Source organism: Paenibacillus sp. FSL P4-0113 (genome assembly GCF_038009305.1).
In the GTDB taxonomy this organism is placed as follows: Bacteria; Bacillota; Bacilli; order Paenibacillales; family Paenibacillaceae; genus Paenibacillus; species Paenibacillus polymyxa_D.
The window spans coordinates 5,323,842-5,347,736 of sequence record NZ_JBBPAZ010000001.1; the positions used below are offsets into that span (position 1 = coordinate 5,323,842).

At 42.8% G+C, this 23,895-nt stretch carries 24 protein-coding genes; 14 read left to right on the plus strand and 10 right to left on the minus strand.

The window, feature by feature from the left end:
- Nucleotides 1–14 precede the first annotated feature (14 nt).
- From MKX46_RS23330 to MKX46_RS23360, 7 genes are all read left to right on the plus strand, one after another.
- Nucleotides 15–749 carry an ABC transporter permease gene (locus tag MKX46_RS23330; protein ID WP_029516537.1) on the plus strand — a complete coding sequence of 245 codons (735 nt, stop codon included), beginning with the start codon at nt 15–17 and terminating at the stop codon, nt 747–749.
- Nucleotides 750–974: 225 nt separating this feature from the next.
- Nucleotides 975–1,667, plus strand: coding sequence for an ABC transporter ATP-binding protein (locus MKX46_RS23335; RefSeq protein ID WP_029516538.1), 693 nt, complete (start codon nt 975–977; stop codon nt 1,665–1,667).
- Nucleotides 1,668–1,684: 17 nt separating this feature from the next.
- Nucleotides 1,685–2,815, plus strand: coding sequence for a radical SAM protein (locus MKX46_RS23340; RefSeq protein WP_341071845.1), 1,131 nt, complete (start codon nt 1,685–1,687; stop codon nt 2,813–2,815).
- A gap of 239 nt (nt 2,816–3,054) precedes the next feature.
- Nucleotides 3,055–3,834 (plus strand): hypothetical protein, encoded by a 780-nt coding sequence (locus MKX46_RS23345; protein WP_341071846.1) that lies wholly within the window; start codon nt 3,055–3,057, stop codon nt 3,832–3,834.
- A gap of 49 nt (nt 3,835–3,883) precedes the next feature.
- On the plus strand, nt 3,884–4,033 hold the full coding sequence (locus MKX46_RS23350) for a hypothetical protein (RefSeq protein WP_161626989.1): 150 nt from the start codon (nt 3,884–3,886) through the stop codon (nt 4,031–4,033).
- Between the two features lie 33 nt (nt 4,034–4,066).
- Nucleotides 4,067–4,495, plus strand: coding sequence for a response regulator transcription factor (locus tag MKX46_RS23355; RefSeq protein ID WP_049816938.1), 429 nt, complete (start codon nt 4,067–4,069; stop codon nt 4,493–4,495).
- Between the two features lie 24 nt (nt 4,496–4,519).
- Nucleotides 4,520–6,241, plus strand: coding sequence for an ABC transporter ATP-binding protein (locus MKX46_RS23360; protein ID WP_341071847.1), 1,722 nt, complete (start codon nt 4,520–4,522; stop codon nt 6,239–6,241).
- A gap of 42 nt (nt 6,242–6,283) precedes the next feature.
- Here the strand turns inward: MKX46_RS23360 and MKX46_RS23365 are convergent, their stop codons facing one another.
- The 3 genes from MKX46_RS23365 to MKX46_RS23375 all read right to left on the minus strand — a co-directional run bounded on the left by MKX46_RS23365 (nt 6,284) and on the right by MKX46_RS23375 (nt 8,994).
- Nucleotides 6,284–6,613, minus strand: a complete 330-nt coding sequence (locus MKX46_RS23365; protein ID WP_029516541.1) for an AzlD domain-containing protein — start codon at nt 6,611–6,613, stop codon at nt 6,284–6,286.
- Nucleotides 6,610–7,335: an AzlC family ABC transporter permease gene (locus MKX46_RS23370; protein WP_165145137.1), complete on the minus strand. Its 726-nt coding sequence runs from the start codon at nt 7,333–7,335 to the stop codon at nt 6,610–6,612. Before MKX46_RS23370 ends, MKX46_RS23365 begins: the two co-directional genes overlap by 4 nt.
- Before the next feature lie 420 nt (nt 7,336–7,755).
- Nucleotides 7,756–8,994 carry an MFS transporter gene (locus tag MKX46_RS23375; RefSeq protein WP_029516543.1) on the minus strand — a complete coding sequence of 413 codons (1,239 nt, stop codon included), beginning with the start codon at nt 8,992–8,994 and terminating at the stop codon, nt 7,756–7,758.
- A 335-nt stretch (nt 8,995–9,329) separates the two neighbouring features.
- On the opposite strand from MKX46_RS23375, the gene MKX46_RS23380 reads away from it, so the two are divergent.
- Together MKX46_RS23380 and MKX46_RS23385 are read left to right on the plus strand one after the other, a co-directional pair.
- Nucleotides 9,330–9,878 carry a helix-turn-helix domain-containing protein gene (locus tag MKX46_RS23380; protein WP_029516544.1) on the plus strand — a complete coding sequence of 183 codons (549 nt, stop codon included), beginning with the start codon at nt 9,330–9,332 and terminating at the stop codon, nt 9,876–9,878.
- A 99-nt stretch (nt 9,879–9,977) separates the two neighbouring features.
- Entirely contained in the window at nt 9,978–10,493 is a 516-nt protein-coding gene (locus MKX46_RS23385; RefSeq protein ID WP_013309488.1) for an acyl-CoA thioesterase, read from the plus strand.
- A 109-nt stretch (nt 10,494–10,602) separates the two neighbouring features.
- Here the strand turns inward: MKX46_RS23385 and MKX46_RS23390 are convergent, their stop codons facing one another.
- Complete coding sequence (locus tag MKX46_RS23390; protein WP_029516545.1) at nt 10,603–12,069, minus strand: RICIN domain-containing protein; 1,467 nt, start codon at nt 12,067–12,069, stop codon at nt 10,603–10,605.
- A gap of 227 nt (nt 12,070–12,296) precedes the next feature.
- Here MKX46_RS23390 and MKX46_RS23395 point away from each other — a divergent pair, with 227 nt between their 5' ends.
- Entirely contained in the window at nt 12,297–12,995 is a 699-nt protein-coding gene (locus tag MKX46_RS23395; protein ID WP_029516546.1) for a 4'-phosphopantetheinyl transferase family protein, read from the plus strand.
- Nucleotides 12,996–13,040: 45 nt separating this feature from the next.
- Nucleotides 13,041–14,630 carry an amidohydrolase gene (locus MKX46_RS23400; RefSeq protein WP_340954946.1) on the plus strand — a complete coding sequence of 530 codons (1,590 nt, stop codon included), beginning with the start codon at nt 13,041–13,043 and terminating at the stop codon, nt 14,628–14,630.
- Between the two features lie 69 nt (nt 14,631–14,699).
- Here MKX46_RS23400 and MKX46_RS23405 read toward each other — a convergent pair whose 3' ends face one another.
- The 3 genes from MKX46_RS23405 to MKX46_RS23415 form a co-directional block, all read right to left on the minus strand.
- A complete protein-coding gene (locus tag MKX46_RS23405; protein ID WP_341071848.1) occupies nt 14,700–16,325 on the minus strand; it encodes an S-layer homology domain-containing protein in 1,626 nt (541 codons plus the stop codon).
- Between the two features lie 157 nt (nt 16,326–16,482).
- Complete coding sequence (locus MKX46_RS23410) at nt 16,483–17,334, minus strand: DegV family protein (protein ID WP_029516549.1); 852 nt, start codon at nt 17,332–17,334, stop codon at nt 16,483–16,485.
- Nucleotides 17,335–17,366: 32 nt separating this feature from the next.
- A complete protein-coding gene (locus MKX46_RS23415) occupies nt 17,367–17,840 on the minus strand; it encodes a hypothetical protein (protein WP_029516550.1) in 474 nt (157 codons plus the stop codon).
- Nucleotides 17,841–18,059: 219 nt separating this feature from the next.
- Here MKX46_RS23415 and MKX46_RS23420 point away from each other — a divergent pair, with 219 nt between their 5' ends.
- Entirely contained in the window at nt 18,060–18,443 is a 384-nt protein-coding gene (locus MKX46_RS23420; RefSeq protein WP_029516551.1) for a DUF423 domain-containing protein, read from the plus strand.
- 106 nt (nt 18,444–18,549) lie between these two features.
- Here the strand turns inward: MKX46_RS23420 and MKX46_RS23425 are convergent, their stop codons facing one another.
- Complete coding sequence (locus MKX46_RS23425; RefSeq protein WP_029516552.1) at nt 18,550–19,098, minus strand: hypothetical protein; 549 nt, start codon at nt 19,096–19,098, stop codon at nt 18,550–18,552.
- A gap of 436 nt (nt 19,099–19,534) precedes the next feature.
- On the minus strand, nt 19,535–20,305 hold the full coding sequence (locus MKX46_RS23430; protein ID WP_029516553.1) for an ANT(4')-I family aminoglycoside nucleotidyltransferase: 771 nt from the start codon (nt 20,303–20,305) through the stop codon (nt 19,535–19,537).
- A gap of 608 nt (nt 20,306–20,913) precedes the next feature.
- On the opposite strand from MKX46_RS23430, the gene MKX46_RS23435 reads away from it, so the two are divergent.
- Both MKX46_RS23435 and MKX46_RS23440 read left to right on the plus strand, forming a co-directional pair.
- Nucleotides 20,914–21,495, plus strand: a complete 582-nt coding sequence (locus MKX46_RS23435; protein WP_238794812.1) for an RNA polymerase sigma factor — start codon at nt 20,914–20,916, stop codon at nt 21,493–21,495.
- Nucleotides 21,452–23,149 carry a DUF4179 domain-containing protein gene (locus MKX46_RS23440; protein ID WP_029516554.1) on the plus strand — a complete coding sequence of 566 codons (1,698 nt, stop codon included), beginning with the start codon at nt 21,452–21,454 and terminating at the stop codon, nt 23,147–23,149. Before MKX46_RS23435 ends, MKX46_RS23440 begins: the two co-directional genes overlap by 44 nt.
- Before the next feature lie 185 nt (nt 23,150–23,334).
- Here the strand turns inward: MKX46_RS23440 and infC are convergent, their stop codons facing one another.
- The gene (infC, locus tag MKX46_RS23445) at nt 23,335–23,847 is read right to left on the minus strand and encodes a translation initiation factor IF-3 (protein ID WP_341071849.1); all 513 of its coding nucleotides are present in this window, start codon (nt 23,845–23,847) and stop codon (nt 23,335–23,337) included.
- Between the last annotated feature and the right edge of the window lie 48 nt (nt 23,848–23,895).

A 23,895-nucleotide genomic window follows, 5' to 3' on the forward strand; every position in this document is an offset into this window, starting at 1 on the left:
AGAGGAGAAGATACATGGGCTCTATTTTACGCGTAGAGACGATAAAGCTTCAATGGATCATGGTATGGATTCTCATTATATTGGATGCGGTCATAAATTCTTTAATGGGAGTCCTCGAGCTGAACGATTTGAAACAGTTTTTTTCGCCCAGCTGGTTAACTTTATATACGTATTCAGCGCAATTTCACTCTATGTTTTTTTATCCACTCTATTGTGGAATTATCGCTTCTCTTTTGTGTGCGTATGAGCATCGGGATGGGGGATGGAAGATTTTATTAAGCAGCCCGTATCCTCGTCAGCAAATTTATTATGCAAAATATATATTGCTCATTCTCATACTGGGTCTTGATCAGCTTATATTTATATTGGGCTATTTTGTAAGTGGAAATATAGCAGGTGCTCCAGGAGAAATCCCTTGGTCTGTCGTTCTTTCTACCGGCTTGGGAGGGTGGATCGGGATTTTTCCCCTGGCAGCACTACAGCTTATGCTCTCGATAAAAATTCGGAATTTTGGAGCTTCTTTGGGAATGTCTATTTGTTGTGTGGTTCCTAATATTGTCATAACGGGCTTTCACTCTTCCATAGGTGCGTGGTTTCCTTTTACGATTCCTTATTATATTATGATGCCGCAAACAGCGACTTATGCACCCAGAGTTGAGCCTTACAGCCTCGGCTTGATTGTCATTTTTACGTTTTTAGCCTATCTGTATGGTGGAAGAAAGATGTTTGTGAATAGGGACTGGTTGTAGTTAGGATAGCATGAGGATGTAATACATAAGCGATCCTTTCAGTCGACAAGTTAATTGAAATAAACAATGATTACAAAAATAACGACAAAATCTTGCGGAAAAATTGCGTTGTTTACTTTCAAATCAGATAGTAATATATAGAAGAAAGAGCACTTCTTTTGGAAAAAATGTGAAAATAAAAAAGTTTTAAATAATATTATAGGATACTTATAAGGGGTTGGTATATTGGATTATATATTGAATTGTAATAATGTTACAAAGAAGTATGGTAGTAAAAAAGCTCTTGACTCATTAACTCTTTCAATAAAGCCTGGAACTATCTTAGGACTTCTTGGTCCCAATGGAGCAGGGAAAACGACATTAATGAAACTCATCGTATCTCTGCTGAGGGATTATAGAGGTGAGATTCGTATTAAAGGTTTGAAACCTAGTGTTGAAACGAAGAAGATCGTTTCTTATTTGCCTGACAGAGAATTTCTTTACCAGTGGATGACCATCGAGCAAGCTATTGCTTTTTTTGAACATTCTTTTGTCGATTTTAACCGAGGTTTAGCATACAAAATGGTGAAATCATTGGGTTTGGATATAAACGACAAAATTAAATCTTTATCTAAAGGAATGCAGGAAAGATTAAGTATTTCCTTGGCTTTTGCAAGGAAAGCAACGCTGTATATTTTGGATGAACCTTTGGCGGCTGTGGATCCTTCTACACGGGATAAGATTATACAAATTATACTTGATAACTTTGATCCTACTAGTGCGGTTATTATAAGTACTCATTTAATTAATGATGTTGAAAAATTGTTTACTGATGTAGCATTTGTGAATGACGGAAAGGTACTGCTACAAGGAAATGTAAAAGATATAAGAGACGAATATGAACAGTCTATAGAGGAAATATTCAAGTCTATGATCTAAGATGAGGAGGATTAATTTTGCGAGTTTCATCTTACAACGAATATTTGCTATTAAATGATTCTGATGAGGAAAGTTATTTAATTTATAACAGCTTATCGAATGGATTCGGTGAAATACATAAGGGTTTGTATAATGCCTTAATTCAAAAAGATATGGACTATCTTGAACATTGTGCAGAGAAAGAACAATTACTTCAAGGTCAGTTCCTATATGTAGGGCCTATAAAAGAACTAGACCAGATGGAGGAACAGTTCAAAATAGTTAGACATCAGAATGAGACCTTGAATTTAACTATTTTGCCTACATTTAGCTGTAATTTTAGATGTTCTTATTGTTTTGAAAATTTGACTTCTAAATCAGGAAAGAGAGCTTTTTCGCAAAAAATACAGAATGAAATTCTGACTTATATAGAAAAGTCGGTTGAAGAATTACATTTTAAACGTATTATTGTGAATTGGACAGGAGGTGAACCATTACTTGAATTTAAAAATATAACCAGTCTTATGGAGCGTATAAACTTTATCGCTAATAAAAATAAAATATCCATTGATCATTTTATGGTAAGCAATGGATATTTACTTACATCTGACCGGGCTAAGAAATTGAAAGAATTAGGTGTTAAAAGGATCCAAATTACAATAGATGGTTCAAAAAAAAGCCACGATCAAAGAAGAATATTAGCTAATAAAGAGGGCACTTTTGATAAAATTATAGAAAATATTAATAAATCATGTGAATTTATCCATATTACGATTAGAACAAATGTGGATTTGGATAATATTCATTTTATGAATGAGTATATGGAATATATGGGGAGGCAACTTTTCAAAGAGAAAGTAAGCATTTATTTTTCAGCAACTACTGAATATAGTGCAGGGGGGTGCGTCAGTAACAGCAGTTGTTATGCGAATAAAGATTTTTCAAAGGTAATAATAAAGTTATACGAAAGCGCATTAGAAAAAGGGTTGAATATATCTTACTATCCTCAGTATGAACCGGTTGCTTGCGCAGCAATCGCAGCTAACTCTATGGTCATTCAGCCAGATGGAGGTATTCAGAAGTGTTGGAATACTGTTGGAAATAAGAACTATTTAATTGGACATATTAGCGAAAATTTTAGTATTGAACAACTTAATTCAAATGCTTAGTTTTAACTTTCGTCATCAATAAATCTGGAAAATTTAACTATAGCTATTAATATATTTGAAAGGAGGTGAGTTGAATGCGGTGGATTGTAAAACCTCAAAAAGTAATGAACTCTGTAACTCCTGCATTTTGTCTTGTAGATAACAAAAATTCTTGTGTCTTGTATGTTTAAACAAAATCTTCTGTATTACCGCCTGTTTTTTACTAAACAGGCGGCTATTTCATTGAAAAGGGGCTTAATATGTTATTTTCTCATATATTTAAAGTAGAAATCAAAAGACATTTTATGGTGTTTGCTATTCTTACGATCTTAAGCGGTATATTTAGTCTTCATTTTTTAATTAATAATCATCAACAATTAGCATTCTCTTATCTACTAATCAATATGGTTATAGGGATATTGATACCCATTTACATATTTATGGACTTTTACAATGAGTTTTTTATAGGAAAAATGACACTTAATCATATGCTACCACTCAAAACATCAAGTCTATTTTTTATTAAATCAATAGTATTTTTAATTGGAATTATGGTTGTATGGGGGGCAACTCTCATAGAGATTTTTCTTAATCCGCAAGGGTTATACTTAACGCGCATTGTGCAGTCAACTAGTCCTTCCGAAGGTATTTTATATTTATTTTGCTCAAAGTTTTTTGGAATGTTAAGTGGGCTTTCATTGATGGGGTTTGCAATCTCTTTAGCAAAATGGGTGAGTAAAAAGGTAGCGACAGGTCACCTATTGATTGCCTTTATTTTTATTGCAGTAATCGGCTTTCAATTTGCTTTAATAATAAAAGGGTCTTGGCATTGGAGCATTGGAACATCATCACTAGAATCTTTTAAACAGTACGCCAATATGCTTACAATAAGTACCTTTTCCAATCGACCAACCTTTCCCGACATTAAAGAAACAATTCATTGGGATTCAGTAGTAATGAATGTAATTGTTACAGTAATTTCAGGAAGTTTTGCAGCTTTACTATTTAATTCAAAAAGGTACGAAATTTATGGTAAATAAATTGGTTTACATTCAGTGAGCCTTTATTTTAGCTCTAGGAGGCAAGGGGGTGATCGATATAAATACCATTGTAATCATAGAAAATCAATTGACTTGGCAAAATAAACTCAAAGTATGGATTGAGCCGGAAAAGGACATGTATGCATTTTTTTTTAGATCGTATACTGATTTTATTGAAAAAGGTATATTTGAGGATTAGCAACTATTAGTTTGTGATATAGAATTAATCAGTTTGGATGAGCTGGAGCCCATATACAGAAGAGATCGGCCAATAATAATAAGCATTTCAAACCATAAGTCTCCCAAAATAAAGCAGTTATTGAAACTTGGCATCTCCGGCATTGTGTATAAGACAGCTACATCGGCACAATTGATGCGGACCATTCGTAATGCTTTAGATGGATTGGCTACGTTACCAATGGAATTATTTCAAAGCTTACATACCATTCCAGAATATGATGATATATTAATCAGCCCTAAGGAACGCTCAATTCTAGAAGGGTTAGCACTAGGAAAAAGCAACAAAGAGCTAGCAGCCCTTTTATATGTTAGCCAGAGGACAGTCGAATATCATTTGACACATATATTTAGTAAATTCAATGTTCATACAAGAACTGAGGCCGTAATGGCAGCTAAGTCTAAAGGAATAATTCATATGTGAATACCTTTTTCTGAAGGCAGGAAAATGACTTTATTTCTATTTAAATATAAATATAGGTTTTTTGTAGTCATTTTTATGATCAGTCTCGCTAGTTTGCTCGATATTTATCTAGCCTTTATATTCAAAAGTTTAATAGACACCGCCACATCGCAGGGGGAAAAGCAGTTTATTGAAATTTCCTTAATTGCAATAGGCTTCATTATAATTAACTCTCTCGTAAAAATGTTTTCCAATTTATCGCAATCTTCTTATCTCTGTAAGACGGTGTTGCTTTTAAAAGAGATTGTTTTCCAACATATTCTATATAAAGACCATTCTCAGTTTACTTCAAACCATAGTGCAAAGTACATTTCGATCATGAATAATGATATTAAAATGATTGAGGATGATTACTTAAAAAATATATTTTCTTTGACCAGTACAGGAGTTTCGTTTTTGGCGGCTCTTTTTGCTATGTTTGTTTTGAGTCCTAATATTGTTGTTATATTACTTTTACTTACACTAATATCTATTTTAATTCCACGTATTTTTGAAAAAAAAATCCGAGCTGGAAAACGAAATATTGCAGATGCTTTAGAAAAATTTACGATAAAAATAAATGATGTTTTTTCTGGATTTGCTGTTATTAAAAGCTATGGAGTAGAGCAACATGTGGAGCAGCAATTTAGTTTGAATAATACTGTCGTTGAAAATAATAAGTATTTATTTTTTAAATTAAATGCTTATGTAAGCTCATTGAGCGATGTATTTGGCGGAGTAATGTTTATCTCTGTATTTCTTGTTGGCAGTTTTTTATCCATTCGAGGAGCTATCACACTAGGTACTATGATCGCTTGTGTACAGTTGACTAATAAAGTTGTCAATCCAGTATATATGAGTATTCAATACATAACTCAAATTAGGGCATTGCGTGATATTTCGGCTAAAATATTAGAAATTTTACACGAAGATCAGGATGGTAACCAATATATAAAAAAAACATCAATAGAACACTCAGTTCGTTTTACAAATGTGAGCTTTGGTTATGCCCGAAATCACCTAAATTTACATGATATTAACATGGTTTTGAATAAAGGGGGGAAATATGCCCTTGTAGGGCCTAGCGGGTCTGGAAAGTCTACTTTGCTTAAGCTCCTAATGAAACAATATGATGATTATGATGGAATTATTTATGTAGATGATTTGGATTTAAAGTTCATATCTGCTGAGGATTGGTGTCGGTTAGAATCGGTTGTGCAGCAAGACGTTTTTTTATTCGATGGCAGTATTAAAGAAAATATTACAATGTATCAATCGTTCCAAGATGAGATTCTTTCCAATGTGATAAGTGCCTCTGGGCTTAATAAACTTATCGATAAATTGCCTTATGGTTTGGACACACAGATTGGTGAAAAAGGAGGGAGGCTATCAGGGGGAGAAAAACAAAGAATTGCGATTGCCAGAACCTTAATTAGGCAAACACCGTTATTACTCCTTGATGAAGCAACTTCATCTTTGGATAGTGAAACGGCGAATGCCATTGAAGAGGTGATATTAGGTCTCGAAACTATTACATGTTTGGTAGTAACGCATCGTTTGTCTAAAGCTGCATTGCAGAAATATGATAAGATATTTGTTATGTCAGATGGAAGAGTAGTAGAAGAAGGTTCCTTTGATTATTTAATAGAGAATAAAGGTTATTTTTATCATTTATATAAATTTGTAAATGATTCTTCAATAAATCAGACACAACCTATATATACTTGATTTCACGATTTAACTATAGTTAGTTCTACACCCTTTTTTGATCTACCCCATCCATAAAAGTCGAACTACAGCCATACTCACAATACCGACAACGACGGTAGCCAGCAGGTTTTTGCTCCACAAGGCGGTCACTAGCGTTGGAAAGACAGCCATAAGCACTTGCCCATTAAAAGTGACGGAGGTCTCGGTTCGGACGAGCAGATTTTCCATCACGAGTGCAGTGAAAATACAAATAGGAATATAGGAAAGCCATTGTAGCACTGGCTTGGGTAGCGCCAGCCTTTGCAGCACGACAAAGGGAATGATCCTTGGGATCGCCGTGACAATCATGGCACCGATAATGATATACAGGACATGGGGATTAATGTTCATTTGTCGGTTAACACTCCAATCGTTGCGGTGATCATGGTCGCTACAATGACAGCAATATGTGACGGCACCCACCAGGACAAAAGGTACATCAGAACAGCCATACATAGCACAAGCAGCAGACGATGCTTGAGTTTGGAGGTATGGACACTTTGGAGCTGGGAAATGAGTAGGGCAAGAAACATCGCAGGCAAGGCAAAATCCAGACCAAAAGCCTCCGGTCGGGAAATCCAGTTTCCGAGAATCCCTCCTGCCACACAGGATGCAATCCAGGCGAGATAAGCTGTAATATTAAGCCCGTTCATCCAACGGTCACTGACCTGTCCGCCTTTAGCCAATTTATCAGACGCTACCCCAAAGGATTCATCCGTCAAAAGAACGCCGATACCTATGTTTTTCCATAGTGAATATTTAGAAAAGTAAGGAGCCAGCGATGCACTTAGCAGCAGATGGCGGGCATTCACAATGAATGTCGTTAAAATAATGACGGATGGAGGACTGGCTACAGCCAGCATTGAGCACATAATAAACTGGGAGGCTCCTGCGTATACAAGCGCCGACATCAGGGCAATTTCCATGGTGCTAACCCCTGACGAAGCGCCCACAATCCCTGCCGCGAACCCAATGCATACATAACCAAGCAATGTAGGAATGCAATCTTTAACCCCTTGTAAAAAGCTGAGTGAATCATGCTTCGTTCCGCTCAACTCCGAAGCTATGGACATTTTAATCTTACCCCCAGTGTATAAATTTTTTAATAGTATATAACGGAAGTCGTAAAGTATCAATATATTACACAATTGTATGTTATATTGAATATCACCTATAGCGAACACACAGTATTATTGTCCGCTCTCGGCTACACTCTTCTATTCAGAAAAATTACAGCCTAATAGAGTAGAATACAGGAGAATTGCCCTTAAAAAGCTGTTTGATTTACTATTGATGACCCAAGGAAGGCTATGTATTTACCAAAAAGCTTCGCTCGTGTTCCGGTTGCAGACGATTTGGCAGCAGCCAGCATCCAAAAGCGGTGTTCAAATCGGATGTGTTCATACAAGGACTGTTTTGACTGAATGGGGAGTTCGTAAAAAAAGGGCGTCCCAGTCAGTTCATGACTTATGGGACAACCCTAAGATGGTGACTTATATAAGCTCCTGCCGTTTTTTCAGATATCTGTAGAGAATAATTCCCGAGACCGCGCAGATGGCTGCGCATAGACCGATAACTCCATATCCCGCCTGGAGCCCGCGCAACATGCCAAGCTCAGTAGTTGCGCCGTAGACTATCTTGACCCCTTCGATTACCCAGCCGATCACATAGTTGCCAATGACACTACCTATACCCATCAGCGTGACGACGAACGTAATAGCTGTATCACTGTCCTTCGGATATCTCCGTGCTATGAACGCCATCACGGTCGGATAGATCATTGCAATGCCTGCACCCGATACGGCAAAGAGAAACGCCAGTCTCTCCCCACCCGCGATTGCTGCGAACGTACATATCGCTGAGAAGGCGGAGAATAGAATCGTCGAAAGCACAAACCCCATCCGGTCAGTGAGCGGACCAAGCAACAGGCGCCCCAACGAGAAGGTAAGAAAGAACGCTGAGAGCATGCTGGACGCCTTCACCGTACTCCATGAATACGCTTTCTCTAAGAAGTTGACTAGCCAGCCCCCAACTGCGAGCTCAGAGACTACCCCAAACGACAGGATCATTACCATCATCCAGAGTGCCGGATCGCGGGTTAGGGTCTTGAGTGAGGTCCGTTCCTCATGCTGCAGATCGTCTCCCGGGAAGGTACTGAGCAGCGCGGCCACAATCGGCAGCAGGCAGAGCGACAACATAGCCAGATACATCCCCCGCCAGTCCAGCGTATGTCCAAATACCGTCAGTGACATGACTCCCGTCGCCAGCAAAGGGGCGACTGTTGAGCTGAGCCCATAGAAAAAGTGGGACAAATTCATCATCGTGCCGGTATTTTTCACAAAAATCCTCGCCCCCAAAATGGCGAGCGCAATCTCCAGCATGCCGTTCCCAATATACATCAAGAAGTAGGACGAGGCGAAGAAAGGATACGTGTGCGACAGATAGATGAACACTCCCGAGATGATCATGGAAGCAAAGGAAATGATGCTGACCGCCTTGATTCCCCACTTACGGACAAGAACGGCGGTGAACGAGCAGGCAATCAAATAACCAAGTGCGTTTAGAGACAACAATGTTCCGAGCTGCTGTTCATCCAGATTGAAGTCGAATTGAATGCGTGGAATAGCAGGGCCTTTAATATTTTCCGAGATGCCAAATACAATAAAGCCAATAAAAATTGTCGCCAGCTGCATCGTGTACATGTAACGGGACTTGCGGGTTTGCGGATTCAAATTTAGTCCCTCCTAGATAGTCAACGTTGGTTTTCTCACCTGTTGGGTGTTCAGGGACGGAAAAGTCATAGGATAGCAGCCCTCCTTCAGGATATTACAATGGTTTTCAAAAACGTTTTAATAAGTGAAGTTTAAGGACATTTATATTCAATGTCAAATGTTTTTATTGGCATGTTGAAGTTAACGAGGAACCTGACCATATTACAGTAAATTATAGCATGCCTACTTCCCGTTTAAGCCTTGTATATACCTTGATCGGCTTCTATATATAGCGAACACACAGTCTTTTGTGTATTCTTCTTATATAGACTTTTGGATACAAGGAGGCATCGTCCGTGGATTCAATGCAGTATATTATTGGCTCTAATTTGGCTCAAATCAGGAAGACTAGAGGATTAAGTTTGGATAAGGTGGCTGAACTGACAGGGGTCAGCAAAGGGATGCTGGCTCAGATTGAGAAGGGGAAATCCAATCCTACGGTAACAACCCTTTGGAAAATTGCGAACGGTTTGCACGTATCCTTCTCCACCTTTCTTAAAGAAGACCCGCCGCAAATCACGAAGATTCGAAGGGAAGACCTGCATCCGGTTATTGATGAGGACGGTAACTATTTTGTTTACCCTGTATTCCCGTATCACGCGGAAAAGAAGTTTGAGGTGTTCACGGTAAGTCTGAAGCCAGGCTTTACACACCAGGCAGAGAAGCATCTGGGAGAGGAAACGATTCTCATGATCCGTGGGGAAATGTACTTTGAGATGCAGGGGCAACAGCTCAAGCTGAGTGCAGGGGATGCCGTGCAATTTCAAGTATCTGACATACATACCTACCGCAATGATTCAGATGAGGATGCCGATTTTTATGTATTGATTTATTATGCGGATTAGTGGGATGATTAGCATAGTCTAAAACAGGCTTCCACATCAGGATTTTGCAAAATCCTGAGATATAAAAGAGAGCAACGAGGAAAAGAGAGGAAAGAACCCATGGAAAGCAAGTACATCCGAGAAACCTACTGCTTTAAGACATCCCGAGTATTTCCCAACGATATCAACAATCATAACACGCTCTTCGGCGGCCGATTGATGTCGTATATCGACGATATCGCATCTATTGCAGCTGCTAAGCTGTGTCGTACGAACACAGTTACAGCCTCTACGGATTCGGTGGATTTTTTGCTACCTATCCATCCGAGTGATTCTGTCACGCTAGAAGCGTTCGTAACCTGGACAGGCCGTAGCTCGATGGAGGTGTTCGTAAAGGTAATTCGTGAAGGACTAATGACTGGCGACCGAAAAATCGCAGCCACCGCCTTCCTGACCTTTGTGGCATTGGACGAGAACAACCGTAAAGTGACCGTGCCGCAGGTGATTCCAGAAACAGAAGAGCAGTTACAATTGCACCAGACGGCTCCATCACGCGCAGCCATACGGCGTCAGCGGAGGGAAGAAAGCAAGCAGCTGGCTAGTTTTCTGACAACAGATTATCCGTGGGAACTGTAACGTACTAAAGATTATCAATTTCATCGTTTTACGTAAAAAGGAGCCGTTATTTCCGTTAGCAGTCACCATGATCTGCTCGGAATACGGCTCCTTTTGAAAATAACTTGGGCTATTCTACTTTAACTACACGGAAATGCTGATTTGTCCCACCATTATCGCCCCATTGAATGGCTTTGGCTCCATCGGCGGTGGCGCCTTCAGAAATATCGATCAGCTTGCCAGTTGCCCGATTTTTCAGCTTGTAATAACCACCGGTTACGGATACTAATTGCCAGTGCTGACTGGACCAGCCTCCGTCGCTCCACTGCTCAATAACTGTACCATCCGTTGTAGTACCGCTTTCAACACCAATTAGCTTTCCGCTGCTGCGGTTCACAATTTTATAATATCCGCTGCCTGCATCTTTGAGTTGCCATTGTTGGCTTGCTGTTCCCGCATCTGCACGCTGTTCCAGGTCTGCGCCGTCCGTCGTTGCATTGCCAATAATGCTTAGTGGCTTATTGCTCTTGCGATTCACTAGCTGATAATAGGCATCCGGATCAATGGCAATTGGGGTCGTTATCCCCTCGACCACACCACTGGCGGTGTCAATATTAATGCTGTCGAACCAATCCATAGCTAATGAAGTCGCTGTTGGAAAACGCAGTGGCAACCATACATATTGAGAATCCTGCACAGGACCGCTCCACGCACCCGCCCAACGGTCGCCCAAATACAGGTATGAAGTTGTCTGGGCACCTTCAACAGGAATCACGTAAGCCGACTGTGAACCATAAGTCGTACCGTCCCCAAAGTTTATCGTATTACTCCAGGTTCCTTCAATGCTGGATGCGGTAGCATACTTGGCCTGATTGGGATTCCAGCCGGTCGCCCCTGATGTAATCAGGAAGTAGACGTCTCCTTTTTTGAACATCGCTGGAGCTTCACGGTATTGTCCAGGCCAAAGTGTAGTCACCAGCGATTCAACTTGCAGAAAATCCGGTGTCAGACGATAAATGTTCAGATCCGCGTTTACCCGGGTAGCCGAAATAAGGTAAGCTGTACCGTTATCGTTGTATACGGTCATATCGCGCGAATCGTAATCCAGAGGACGGAAGCTACCCTGATATGTGTAATCGCCGTCCACCGTATCGGAGGAGGCGACAGCCACTCGGGCCTCGTTGTAATTAACCCCATTCTCCTTGTGCATCCATAATACGTATTTGCGTGTTTTTTCATTATAAATCACTTTCGGACGTTCAATATTCGAAACATTCAGCTCTACGGCGGAGCTGCTGGTCAGTACGTTTTTACGAAACTCCCAGTTTTTTAAATCAGAGGAACGGTAGGCGGATACCGCCTTGAACGTGCCGTTGGGATTACGATTTTCACCAAACCAATAATAGTAACCGTCTACTTTAATCATACCACCCCCATGGGCATGGACTACGTTTCCATCTGTATCTTTAAACTGAATGCCATTCACGACATTCGCTGAAGCGGCTGAAGCGATCTTAGGTGAAAACATCTGAAAAATGCTCAACGTCAGCAAAATAGAGAGCATAATACACAGCAAGCGGGCAAAATCATATTTCATTGTTTCGTCCTCCTCTGTATGCTTTATTTTAAAGCGCTTTCATTAATGGACTCTATAAAGTAGTTTTAATAGAGCTACTTATCCCAATTGTATCCATATTGAATTGAAAGTGCTAGAGTAGTATATTGACCATGTACACGGCACACGCCATCCATATCTAACAGACTTCCATCGAACGGTGAGTGTTACAAACTGGCTGATATTCATTAGGTATATAGGAGGCGACCATGAAAATATACGCGATTGATACGAGCAAGCCGGAAGCTGAGGAGCATTACGAATTACTGGTACCTCGGGTTTCACTAGAAAAGCAGCACAAGTTAGATCGTTTTTTACATCGGGAAGATGCTTTGAGGGGCTTATATGCCGATGTACTGCTAAGATGGTTGGCCTGTCGGCAATTGAAGGTATCGAATGCCAGTCTTCAATTTACATACAATGCATTCGGTAAGCCTTCCTTAATAAATGCACCTGCATTCCATTTTAATGTTTCTCACTCGGGAAAATGGGTGGTATGCGCTATTGATGATCACCCGCTTGGAATCGACATTGAGCAGCTCCGTCCTATTGATTTTGAGGTAGGTAGGGTGTGCTTTTCGGACACAGAGTATGATGCGTTAATGCGTCAGGATGCAGACAGCCGCTTATCCTATTTTTACGATCTATGGACGCTTAAGGAAAGCTTTGTGAAGGCCGAGGGGCAGGGACTAACCCTACCGTTGAAGTCTTTTTCATTTGAGCTAAAGGCACAACCATTCATAGGCTTCACGACAGAGGGCTTTACCACCGAGTATTATCATTTTAAGCAGTATGAGCTGGATCAGGATTATAAAATGGCTGTCTGTGCAGCTCATGACCAATTTGCCGAGCAGGTGCAGCAGATAGATATAAATACACTACGCTTGGAAGTGGCAACACAGGCGTAATATGAAGTGGGTATGCGTATAGTTGAAAAAAGGAGATGAGTGGCGTTGACATTCGTTTTGTTCAAGCACGGCCGGTTGTATGGGGAGTGGGCTTCCAAAGGAGACTCCATCGTTGTACAGCAGGGTCGGATACAGGCCGTCGGATATGCTCGGGAGCTTGAATTGCAGTTGTCCGGTAAGGAATATGAAACCGTGGATTGGGAAGATGCCTATGTACTGCCAGGCTTAACCGATTCACATATGCATTTATCTATGCATGGTATGAAGTTATCTATGCTCGATTTAACATCAGCTACCTCCAAGGGCGAGATGCTGGCTATGCTACGCAAACGGGTCGCTGTAACACCGCCGGGAGAGTGGATTTTAGGACTTAACTGGAACGAAAATGCTTTTATTCCTGTTGAAATTCCGGATATATCCGAGCTGGATGCCATTACAGATCAGCATCCGGTATATCTCACTCGTACGTGCTTTCATACGTTTTTGGCCAATTCAGAGGCATTTCGACGTGCGGGTATTAACGAGGACACCCCTGACCCGGCTTCGGGAGCCTATGGACGAGACGCAGATGGACGGTTGAACGGATTGGTTTATGAGGAAGCCTCCTTTGCCTTTACTAGCGTGCAGCCAGAACCGGATTATTCGGTTAAGAAGGACACGATTCGGCGGGCTTGCCTGGATGCGCTACGGCTTGGTCTGACTGCTGCGCACACAGAGGATTTACGTTTTTTGGGCAGCGTGGAGACGATGCAGCGAATTTACAGGGAGCTGAGAGAAGAAGGCCTTCCTTTTCGCACACACCAGCTCATCTATCATCCATTTTTGGAAGAAGCGAAAGTGCAAGGGCTGCGTGCAGGTACCGGAAATGAGTGGTTTAAAATCGGTGCGATAAAAATGTTTGCCGATGGCGCTATTGGTGGAAGAACGGCATTATTGTCTGAACCCTATAGTGATGCTCCGCATACCTGCGGAATGGCGATTCAACCGCAGCCGGAGCTGAATCAGATGGTGGCTGCTGTCAGAGCCGCAGGCTATCCCGTGGCTGTGCATGCCATAGGAGATGGGGCGGCGCACATGATTTTGACAGCGATGGAGGCCCATGCGCTCACGGAGGAAAGCGGTTTGCCAGATCGTCTGATCCACGGACAGGTGCTTAGGGGTGATTTGGTCAAGAGAATGGCGAAGCTGCCGCTGATCGCGGACATCCAGCCCCGTTTTGTCGCAAGTGACTTCCCTTGGGTACTGGATCGGGTGGGGAAAGAGCGGACGGAATATTTATACGCCTGGAAAAAGCTGCTGGAAGCAGGTATTCCATGTGCTGGAGGTAGTGACGCGCCGATTGAGCCGTTAAACCCTTTTCTTGGTATTCACGCGGCAGTGACTCGTGCCAAACCGGAAGAAATGCATGAGGGCTATCTTCCCGCTGAAAAGCTGGATGTACATGAAGCCATTCGTTTGTTTACCACGGGAAGCGCAGTAGCAGCTGGTGAGGCTGATGAAAGAGGGACGATAGCTGAAGGGAAAGCCGCTGACTTTACAGTCATTGACCGTGATGTATCGGAAAGCCCGCAAGCTTTACTTGATGTTAAGGTACGAATGACAGTTGTAAACGGGAAAGTTGCATATCGGTCATAGGCTGGTGCTAAGTATGTATGCCAAAAGCCTTCAACTTCACTTTTCATGTGAGGTTGAAGGCTTTGTATTTTATAAACCACGCTCTATAAATCGGTCAGCGTTTTTTACACTGGACCACAGATCAGAGCTGGCTCCGCCCGCATACCAGTAGGCGAAGCCAGCAAACCCAGCATCCTGTCCCAAGCGATACTTACGAGTGAAGGATCGTCCTTCCTCGAGCCACAGCTTATGAAGCTGCGTGTCTTTGTAAGACATGGTATACTGCTGAATATCCTCATTCCAGATTGGTTGGGAGACGGAACGGGATATGAGCTGGTTTTGCTGATCTAGTGAAATATCAGAGGAAGCGATTGACTGTCCGCTAGCGTTAAGCGTCCAGTTCCGTGTAAATAATGGCAACGCCAAGATCGCTTTCTCTGGATAGGTGGTTTGTACAAAACGCCGCACGCTTTCACGGAGCCATGGCAGTGAGGACACAGAGCCGGGGATCGAGCTGCCTCCCCAGTGCTCGTCATATCCCATCAAGATCAGATAGTCTGCCGCAGCGCCAAGCTGTTTATAATCAAAGGCGGCAGTCCAGTCCGTTCCGTAATCAGGAGATACACAAATCGCCAGTACCGTATTCTGACTTTTTAACTTAGCTTTTAATTGTTGGACGAACAATGTTAAATGGGCACGATCCGGACCATCTACATTTTCAAAATCAATGATAAGTCCATTCAAACCGTGTACAGATACAGCATTAGCAAGCTGACTTATGGTTGTATTTCGTAGAACCTCACTGGACAAAATTTGGTGCGTCAGTGCCAGGTTGGAACGGTTGCCTACCATCGCCCAGATATTTTTATGATGCTGTTTGGCCCAGGTGAGCAGCGATGAATTGGTATAATCGCTGATAATACCTGTTTCATTCAGAAAAAACCAACGTGGTGACAGGGTGTTGATGTTGGATTGGAGCACCGTATTTTCAAACTGCTGAACGGTTTGATCATATTGCCAGCCAATTCGGATGGAAGAAGCGGTGGAAGCAGTTTGGTTAGCATGTTTTGTTGAATAGGTTAGCAGTCGCTCCAGTAAGACCGCTGTTTCTTCACGAGTCAGAGAGGATGCAGGACGAAAATAGTTACTTTCACCTTTCATAAAGCCGTAACGATTTACGGTGGTTACCGCATTCAGAGCCCAATCTGCAATTTCTCCAGTATCTGTGAAGAAGGAAGTAGCATCTCCTGATCCGCTCGAAGAGCGGATGAGACGTGCGATCATCAAAGCCGCTTCTTGACGGGTTATAGGACTATTAGGTTGGAATGTGGTAGACGTTCCCCCCTGAACGATATTGAGCTGCGAAGCCGCTTCAATCCATCCATAGTACCACGTCTTTTTGGCAACATCTCGGTAGGAGGGAACGGGTGCTTGTACAGGCTCCAGACCGAGTGTACGGTCCAGTGCGGTAACCCATTCGGCTCTGGTAACAGCCTTTTTAGGAGAGAAGTAACCAGGTCGTGTACCGTTCAAAATTCCTTTAGCGTGCAGGGAAATAATAGACTGATAGGCATAGCTGTGTGCAGTATCCTGGAACGTAGCGCCGGATGCTGCTGCTGGAGCAGCTAAGTATGAAGAGAATGTTGTGAATATTGTGATGGCTGCCGTTGCTGATAGGGTAAGCTTGGCTAACCAACGTGATCGTTTGGAACTCATACCAAATAACCTTCTTTTTTATGATAGATTGTAGATTCATAGTTCGTTACTCGACGAATAATACTATCAAAAAGAGGAAAGTTATTCATTGCTAAATTGCTGGAAAAATACCAAAAAACCCGCTACCTATGCGGCAACGGGTCTGATATTGGATAAACTATGCCTTTTTGGCATACATAATACCGATAGTCTGTGGACCACAATGACTGGAAATAACACAGCCTGCTGTAGTTAGCAGTACCTCATGTGCGTTCGTTTCTTCTTTCAAGCGAGCTTGCAGCATCAGCGCATCTTCCTCGGCCAAAGCGTGCACGACAATAATGATATCGTTATCCATCTGATCTCGTTGATTCAGAGCGTTTTGCAGCATCTGATCCAGTGCTTTTTCACGTTTGCCGCGGACTTTGTAGGCTGGCGTCATTTTTCCGTCAATTACTTTGATCACCGGACGAATTTTGAGAAGACTGCCGATCAGATTTTGCATGCCTGAGCATCTTCCGCCTTTATACAGGTATTCAAGTGTATCAATGACAAATTCCGTATCTATTAGCGGCCTGGTTTTCGTCAACATGTCTACAATCTGCTCTATCGTATTGCCGTTGGTTGCCGCACGAGCAGCTTTCATCACAAGCAGGCCAAAGCCGCACGACAAATTCAAGGAATCAAAAACCGTAATGCGGCCTTCCGGAAATTCGGAGGCAGCGAGTAGCGCATTCTGGTACGTTGATGATAGCTCGGAAGACAGACTGATATATAAAATGTCGTCCCCTTGTTCTATGTAGGGCGTAAAGGCTTGAATAAAATCCGACGGAGAAGGTGCGGCGGTACGTGGTAAATGTCCCTCGCGACTTACACGTTGAAATAATTGTTCCGGATGAATGTTCACCCCATCCTGCAATGCTTCATCACCAAATACCGTATACAAAGGTACAATGCTAATCTCGTACTGTTGCCGCCAGTGAGTTGGAATATCACTGGTACTGTCGGCAAAAATTTTAATTTTGTTCATACATTGAATCCTCTCTGTGTGATGCAGAAAAATTATAAAGATTGCACGGAGGAAGGATAGATATCCGCTGTGCTATTCGGAACGGAAAGACCGATGGCAAGAAGTGCAATAAAGCCTACAATAATAAGTGCATTAATGATTAAGCCTGTAATAGCAAAGGTCTTCTTACGGTTTTTTAACGCAATTCCAATGATACCAACGACAAGTCCGCTACAATTCAGCAACAGGCTGCCTAAAAAAATAAAAGGAAGCAATACCGTTCCGGTTTGCTGCAGAGCGATTTCCGGGTTCATCGTCTGGTATTGGCCGAAATGAGCCAGTAGATTAATAACCATAATAGCCAGAATAGTATATCCGATCAGACTGACAAGCGACATAATAAAAGAAGCAATTCCGGGACCAGAATGTTTGAGCTTGACCGGAGGCTGGAACACAGGAGATTCTGAAAAAACAGGGTGCTCCTCAGACGCAGCAGGCTTTTGCAAATTAGGATCTTGGTTACTCATTTTTTCCACTCCTTGAACATAGTCCGAACAGGTACTAATTTTCCACAAAATAAACAAAAAAGCAAGCCACCCTACACATTACCCTTCAAAAGACAGGGCCTAATCATCCAATTCTGTATGCGGTCTGTTCACACACGCTGGCTGGTAAACTTCATACGGTTTCGATAAAATAAGAAGAACATTCGGCTAAAAGGATGAGATGAAAAGGAGTACACAAACATGCAACGAAAATGGATATTTACGGGATCTATAATGATGATGTTGGCGGTAGCCATTGGAGCGTTCGGGGCACATATTGTGAAAGCCCGGATCGACGCGGATGCTTTGGCCGTATATGAAACAGGTGTGAAATATCATATGATTCACGCTGTCGGTTTGCTGATCATTGCGTTGGCTGCTGGACAGTGGGGGCCTTCCAACCGTCTAAGATGGGCAGCTCGTCTGTTATTGACGGGTATCATTTTGTTTTCTGGTAGCTTGTATGTGCTAAGTCTGACCGGAATCCGTGTGCTGGGGGCTATCACCCCTCTAGGAGGCGTGTGTTTTATAGCAGGATGGATATTGCTGGCATGGGCTGCCATGGGTCTGAAGAAAGAGGATTAAAGTTCTTTTCGGATAATACAAAAAAAGAGAATGGACAAGAAAGACATCATGTTTTTCCTGACCGTTCTCTTTTTTCATGCTTCGTTTTTTGGTGAAGTATTTACATTTACGATGTGATTTCATCGATCTCATTCATTTTAAAGGAGTACACTTGTTTCTCATCTACATGATACACACTCAGCAGGCTATTATCATGGTCCAGATTGAGGATGCGGCAAGGAATGCTGCGTTGTCCACCATAGCGGTTTACGATTAACCGTACAAGCGTATTATCATGTATATAGCGTTTGATCCATTCATACGTACTAAGGTCTTGTTGTGTTGCAGGCTTTGGCTGTACGTGGGATTGTTTGATCTCTTGAACGACTGGCGGCTTGTTCGTAATTGCGGCTGATTTCTTTTTAGAGAATTTTTCCGCGAGCGTAGCGGCTGCATCAGATGGGCTATTCACGGCTGACTGTTTTTTTAGGTACAGTGCAGCTTCAATTAAATTGCCAAGTTCGATACCGGATTGAATCCGGCTATCCGCAATGTGTTCGTTTTGGCTCAAGAGATTAAGCAGGAACTGAAGGGCCTCTACATTCGAACGGCCTTTAACTAATACATCTACATTAAATAAATAACTGGTTTCGTCTTGATTTGATTCCTTTTTCATACATCCTCCAGCCCAAGCCATGGGTAATTAGTCTTTTATGGTACCTATCAATATATCATTAAAATGTAATCTATCATAGTGCCTAAGGCCCTGTTGTTGGATATTAACAAAAATAAAATCTATATAAAGCTCTATGTGTAAAATTTTAATGGAGTACACTGGAATTGTACATTTTTTGCATGTGTATACGAATGAGAAAAGTATGTGAGCATCGGATATAGAAAAGCAAAGACAGAGTTACATATACAGAGAATAAAGGAGGTAGTGGGTGAAATCAAGTAGTTTAAATTTTAAATATATTACAGTGGAAAAACATAACGGATAAGTATTATTCATCCATAGGAAAAGTAAAATCCCCCTTAACGAAAGGGGGACGGGGCATATAAAAAACATAATATATTATAGTAAGTGAAATTAAAGCGAATTTTATTTTTGATCAAAAGGGGATCCGTTGTGATCGAATAAGGTAGTCATGTTCGACTGCCCAATTCACAAGACCACTCCAGAAATCTTCACAGGCTGAAATGATCTTCGCTGGTTCAGCTAAATCTCCGGACATAACCAACTTAACTACATGATCGAATCCTTCTGGACGACTCGGCAGTTCCAGGGCCTCCGGTAGAACCATTGAACCCGTTGAGAAAAGCTTCTGATTATGCAACCCAACTAACATAGCCCCATATTGAGCAAACTGCATTACCAAGTACGGCAAGTAGGTAAGAGGACCATGTACACGGATATTTCTAAGCTTTCCTATAAACTCGTACATTTCACCTACAAGCACTTCGTTGATGGCATGCCTGAAATCTTCCTTTGTGGGGGATTCGGCAGCTTCCTTTAATATAGAAAAAAAGTCTTCAGGATCATACAGACGAAGTGGGGAAAAGAAGGGGCCATGTGTCAACGGCCATTCGCCCTCAACAGTAGAGGCAATTTTAAGAAGAACGTCTGAACTACAGACGTTCACCTCCGCTTTCCAGGGTCCCGCTGACCATTCATGGCTAAATTCTACGGGGCCGTTTGATTCACTTAGTACACAAAACATTTCAATGTCCGAGAAAGGGCCGTCAGTACCTTTGGCAACAGATCCATAGACCCCTATAGCCAGAATTTTGTCTCTATATACTTCATGTAACCTCGCAGCTATATCGTGGCAAGTCTGAAGTCTCTCACTTCGAGAAATGTTGACAGGTCCATTCATGTTCATTAGTATCCTCCTCTGTTTTATTAGGGTGAGTTGAAACTAAAACATGGATGGAGGAGCTCGGGCTTAACGGGGGACATTTTTTCGATTCATTCGAATTCCTCCCAAGCGATTTTGTTATGGGGATTGTACCCAAACGGGTTTATTTTAGCAAGCATGTTGCCTTTTCTATCTTGCTTACGGCTATGATAGGGCGGTTATAGGGTGAATCCATAGCTGAAAATTGTTGCTGGAGAGCTGTGGAAAATAGCGGCAAGTTTAATGCATATATTTTATGAGTAAAGCGATGATCTGAAGAAGTTATTTTTTAAGGGAACTAGAAAAATTATGGTCAATAATTTTCTTTTCTCGAATCAATCTTCGTAAACCCAATACTTGTGCCCTACGCTATAGCACTTGGATGGGACTAGCCCAGAAAGAAACAGATGAAAACGGGACAGGCTGATCTTCTCATAGCTGAACTAGGCATAGAGGAATGAGTCATATGTTCAGACCACGAGGGCAACAAAAACTCAAGGTCTTTTTTATATGGATCGAGTGAGAGAAAAAATGCAGATTAGGAGTCTTAGAAGCAAGACAAACAAAAGCCAGACCTAAAAGGAGGGGAACGCGTGGAGCTGACAGACGATCATTCAATTATTGAAGCTGTACTAAAAGGCAATAAACAAGCGTACGCGGGCATTGTCCGGCGCTATCAGAATAAGCTTTACGGATTGTTCCGCAAGATGGGGTCTTCCGAAGCGGATGCTCAGGATCTGACTCAGGAGACACTACTTAAAGCCTATCGTAAACTGGGAGCGCATAACCCGACGCAGAGTTTTGCCGGTTGGATGTATACAATTGCTGTCAATTTGCAGAAGGACCGTGGACGCCGAAAAGATCCAAAGTCTCTGACACAGGAAGATACATATGAACGTGAAACACCTGAATCGAAGTTGCTGCAAAAGGAACTGCGTTTCGAATTGGATTGCTTGTTAGAGACGCTGCCCGAGCATTATCGACTTGTGTTGATTCTGCGCTACACCAACCAACTGAGTCACAAGGAGATCGCTGGTATTACTGGCATGTCGGTTCGGCAGGTTAACAACGCCGTCCACCGTGCTAAAATCAGTCTGCGCAAAACCGTAGAAGCCAAGGAGGGGCAACGTTATGAGAGTCTGGGATCGTACAACAACGAAAAAAGCCAATCTTGAAACAGAGGACGGCAAATCGACGATAGAAGACAGAAACTGGGAAATTTTGTTGTTTCACGAAAGGCTATCTAATGAGTTTACCGACCAGGTGATGCTGGCGCTGGAAGGAATCGAGATCGAACCAGCTGACAGAGCCGACGCGAGCGATCATGATGTATCCAGATACTCTCCGAGCGAGCAACCAGCGGAAACGGAGGCACAGATCTTGACGGGACCGACTGAATACAGGAATCGGCAACAGAACGCAGCCGCGTACGATGACACGTCCATCGTCGCCCAGGTGAAACATTACCGCGCTGCCAGACGCACTTCACAGTTTAAAGTATGGAGTTTGGTGGTCGCCGTCGTTGTATTTGTGGTTAGCACACTGCTGTATACGCAGCCGACTCTTGCAGATATGGTGAGGTCGCTGTTTGCGAAAGACAGCTATGTGGATAATGGCATGAAGAAGGTCCGTGAAGCAGGACTGGTACAGATTTCGGGTGCCAGTGCTAAAGATCAGGGTTACACTCTGAAAGTCAACGAACTTATCGCCGATTCGACTAGAATGATTATCGGAATCGAAGTTTTCGATGTTGAAGGAAATGCTGTAACCGGGGATTTTAGTATTCAAGATGTCGATTTCAGCCTCTTTGATAACCAGAGAGGTGATGTTGGCGCTGTTCCTTTTGAAGTAAGCACAGGGGGCAACGAGAATATTAGTAGGATTGAGTTCGACTTTATGCGGCCGGTACTGACCGACAAGCTGCAGCTTAGTGCACATATCCGTGAATTGAGGCTGTATGCGGACAAACTTAATGTGGAAGCTCCTATTAAAACGGTAAAAGGAGATTGGAGACTGGATGTGGAGGCAGATCTAACCAAAGCCAAAGCGCAAACGTTGCTGACTCCGATTGATAAAACGTATGAGACGCCAAGCGGCTTACGTATTCACATGCAGGGAGCTACCCGGACGCCGAGCGGCGGATCATTGGAATATACTACAGAGTTGACCCCAGAAGCCGCAGACCGAGCGCTGAACGGACAAAGCGGGTTCCACGAGCTTAAGTATCATCTGGAAGATGCACACGGGAAATGGCTTGGGGATAACAGAGACCCTGAATTCGGACGTCGATCTGGATTGGACCGTTGGAGTGGCAAGACGCACTGGTTCTACCAGTTTAATGATTTTGCCTATGATAAGCAGCAAATTCGATTCGTATTGGACGGCTATATAATTCGAGAGAGAAGCGAGGCGTCGGTCGTGCTCGACCCGGCTCAAACTTCAGCTGTGCATCCCGTTAAATTCGAAGACTCGGGTGATGCTTATCTGTTCAAGGGGCTCAAACTTCGTTCCAACAGTTCTAATTCGGGCAAAATGTATGCGACCATTCCGATAGGCGGTATCTTCAGTAGTCCTAACTTCACGCAAGACATTTGGGTTGCCGTTGACGAAAATAATAAGGAGTATTCGATGTTTTTTGGCGGAGGCTACACAACAGATCGTTCAGGTGTAATCGAGCTGCAGGAGGATGCCGGATATTTCGTTGATGGGCTAAATCAAATGCCGAAACAGCTCACGCTAAAACGAAAGGTCGTCAACCATTTGTACAAGGATGCCGATTGGTCGTTTGTCATACCGCAAACGGGAACGAACGGCGTCATCCTGAAATAAGCAAGCGGGTATGTATCGAGGTTGATGGATGAGAAGCGTTTTTGGTATGCTCCCTTGGTGCAAAGTAGCTATGACAAGAAAGAGCCTGAATCATACCCTGTAACCAAGGAATTTATAACAGAGGGCCGAATGGGCCCTCTGTTTCCTACGGTCTAAGTGACTGGTCCAATTTACTGATTCGCCATTCAGCGAGGGTTTAATTTCACTTGTGAGCCCTTGCCGCCCATCTGGATTCCAGTATCCTTCACTCCGGCTTCCTTCAAATCGATTAGTAGCCGCTCTAGTACCGCTTTGGCGACAGGCGCTTCTTTTGCACCAGACGCTTTAACGACCAGCTGCACCGGTTTGCCGGAACGCAGATGTTTGTCTGCCTGACGCAGCTTCGTGTCGTAATCATGTTCCTCAATATGAGCAGTGAAGCGAAGCTCCTTGATCTTTTCTTTGCCGCTGTTTTTTGCGGCTCGGCCGACATTTTTGCTTGCTGCGGCTTCTTTTTGCGCCAGCGCTTTTCCTTTACCCTTCGCGACCAAGCTACAGGGTGGTGGACTGCTCATCAACGAGGTGCAGACCAGGTCCACCCCTTTGGATCGGGCCATAGCCAAGGCTTCTGACTTGGATACAACGCCGAGCTTCTCCCCTGCGAGTCCAGTGAGTACCACTTCGTCAGCTTTAATTTGCTCGTTGATTAATACCGCCACGTAAATGAAGCCTCCCTTAAACAATGATAAAGCTATCATATACGGAAC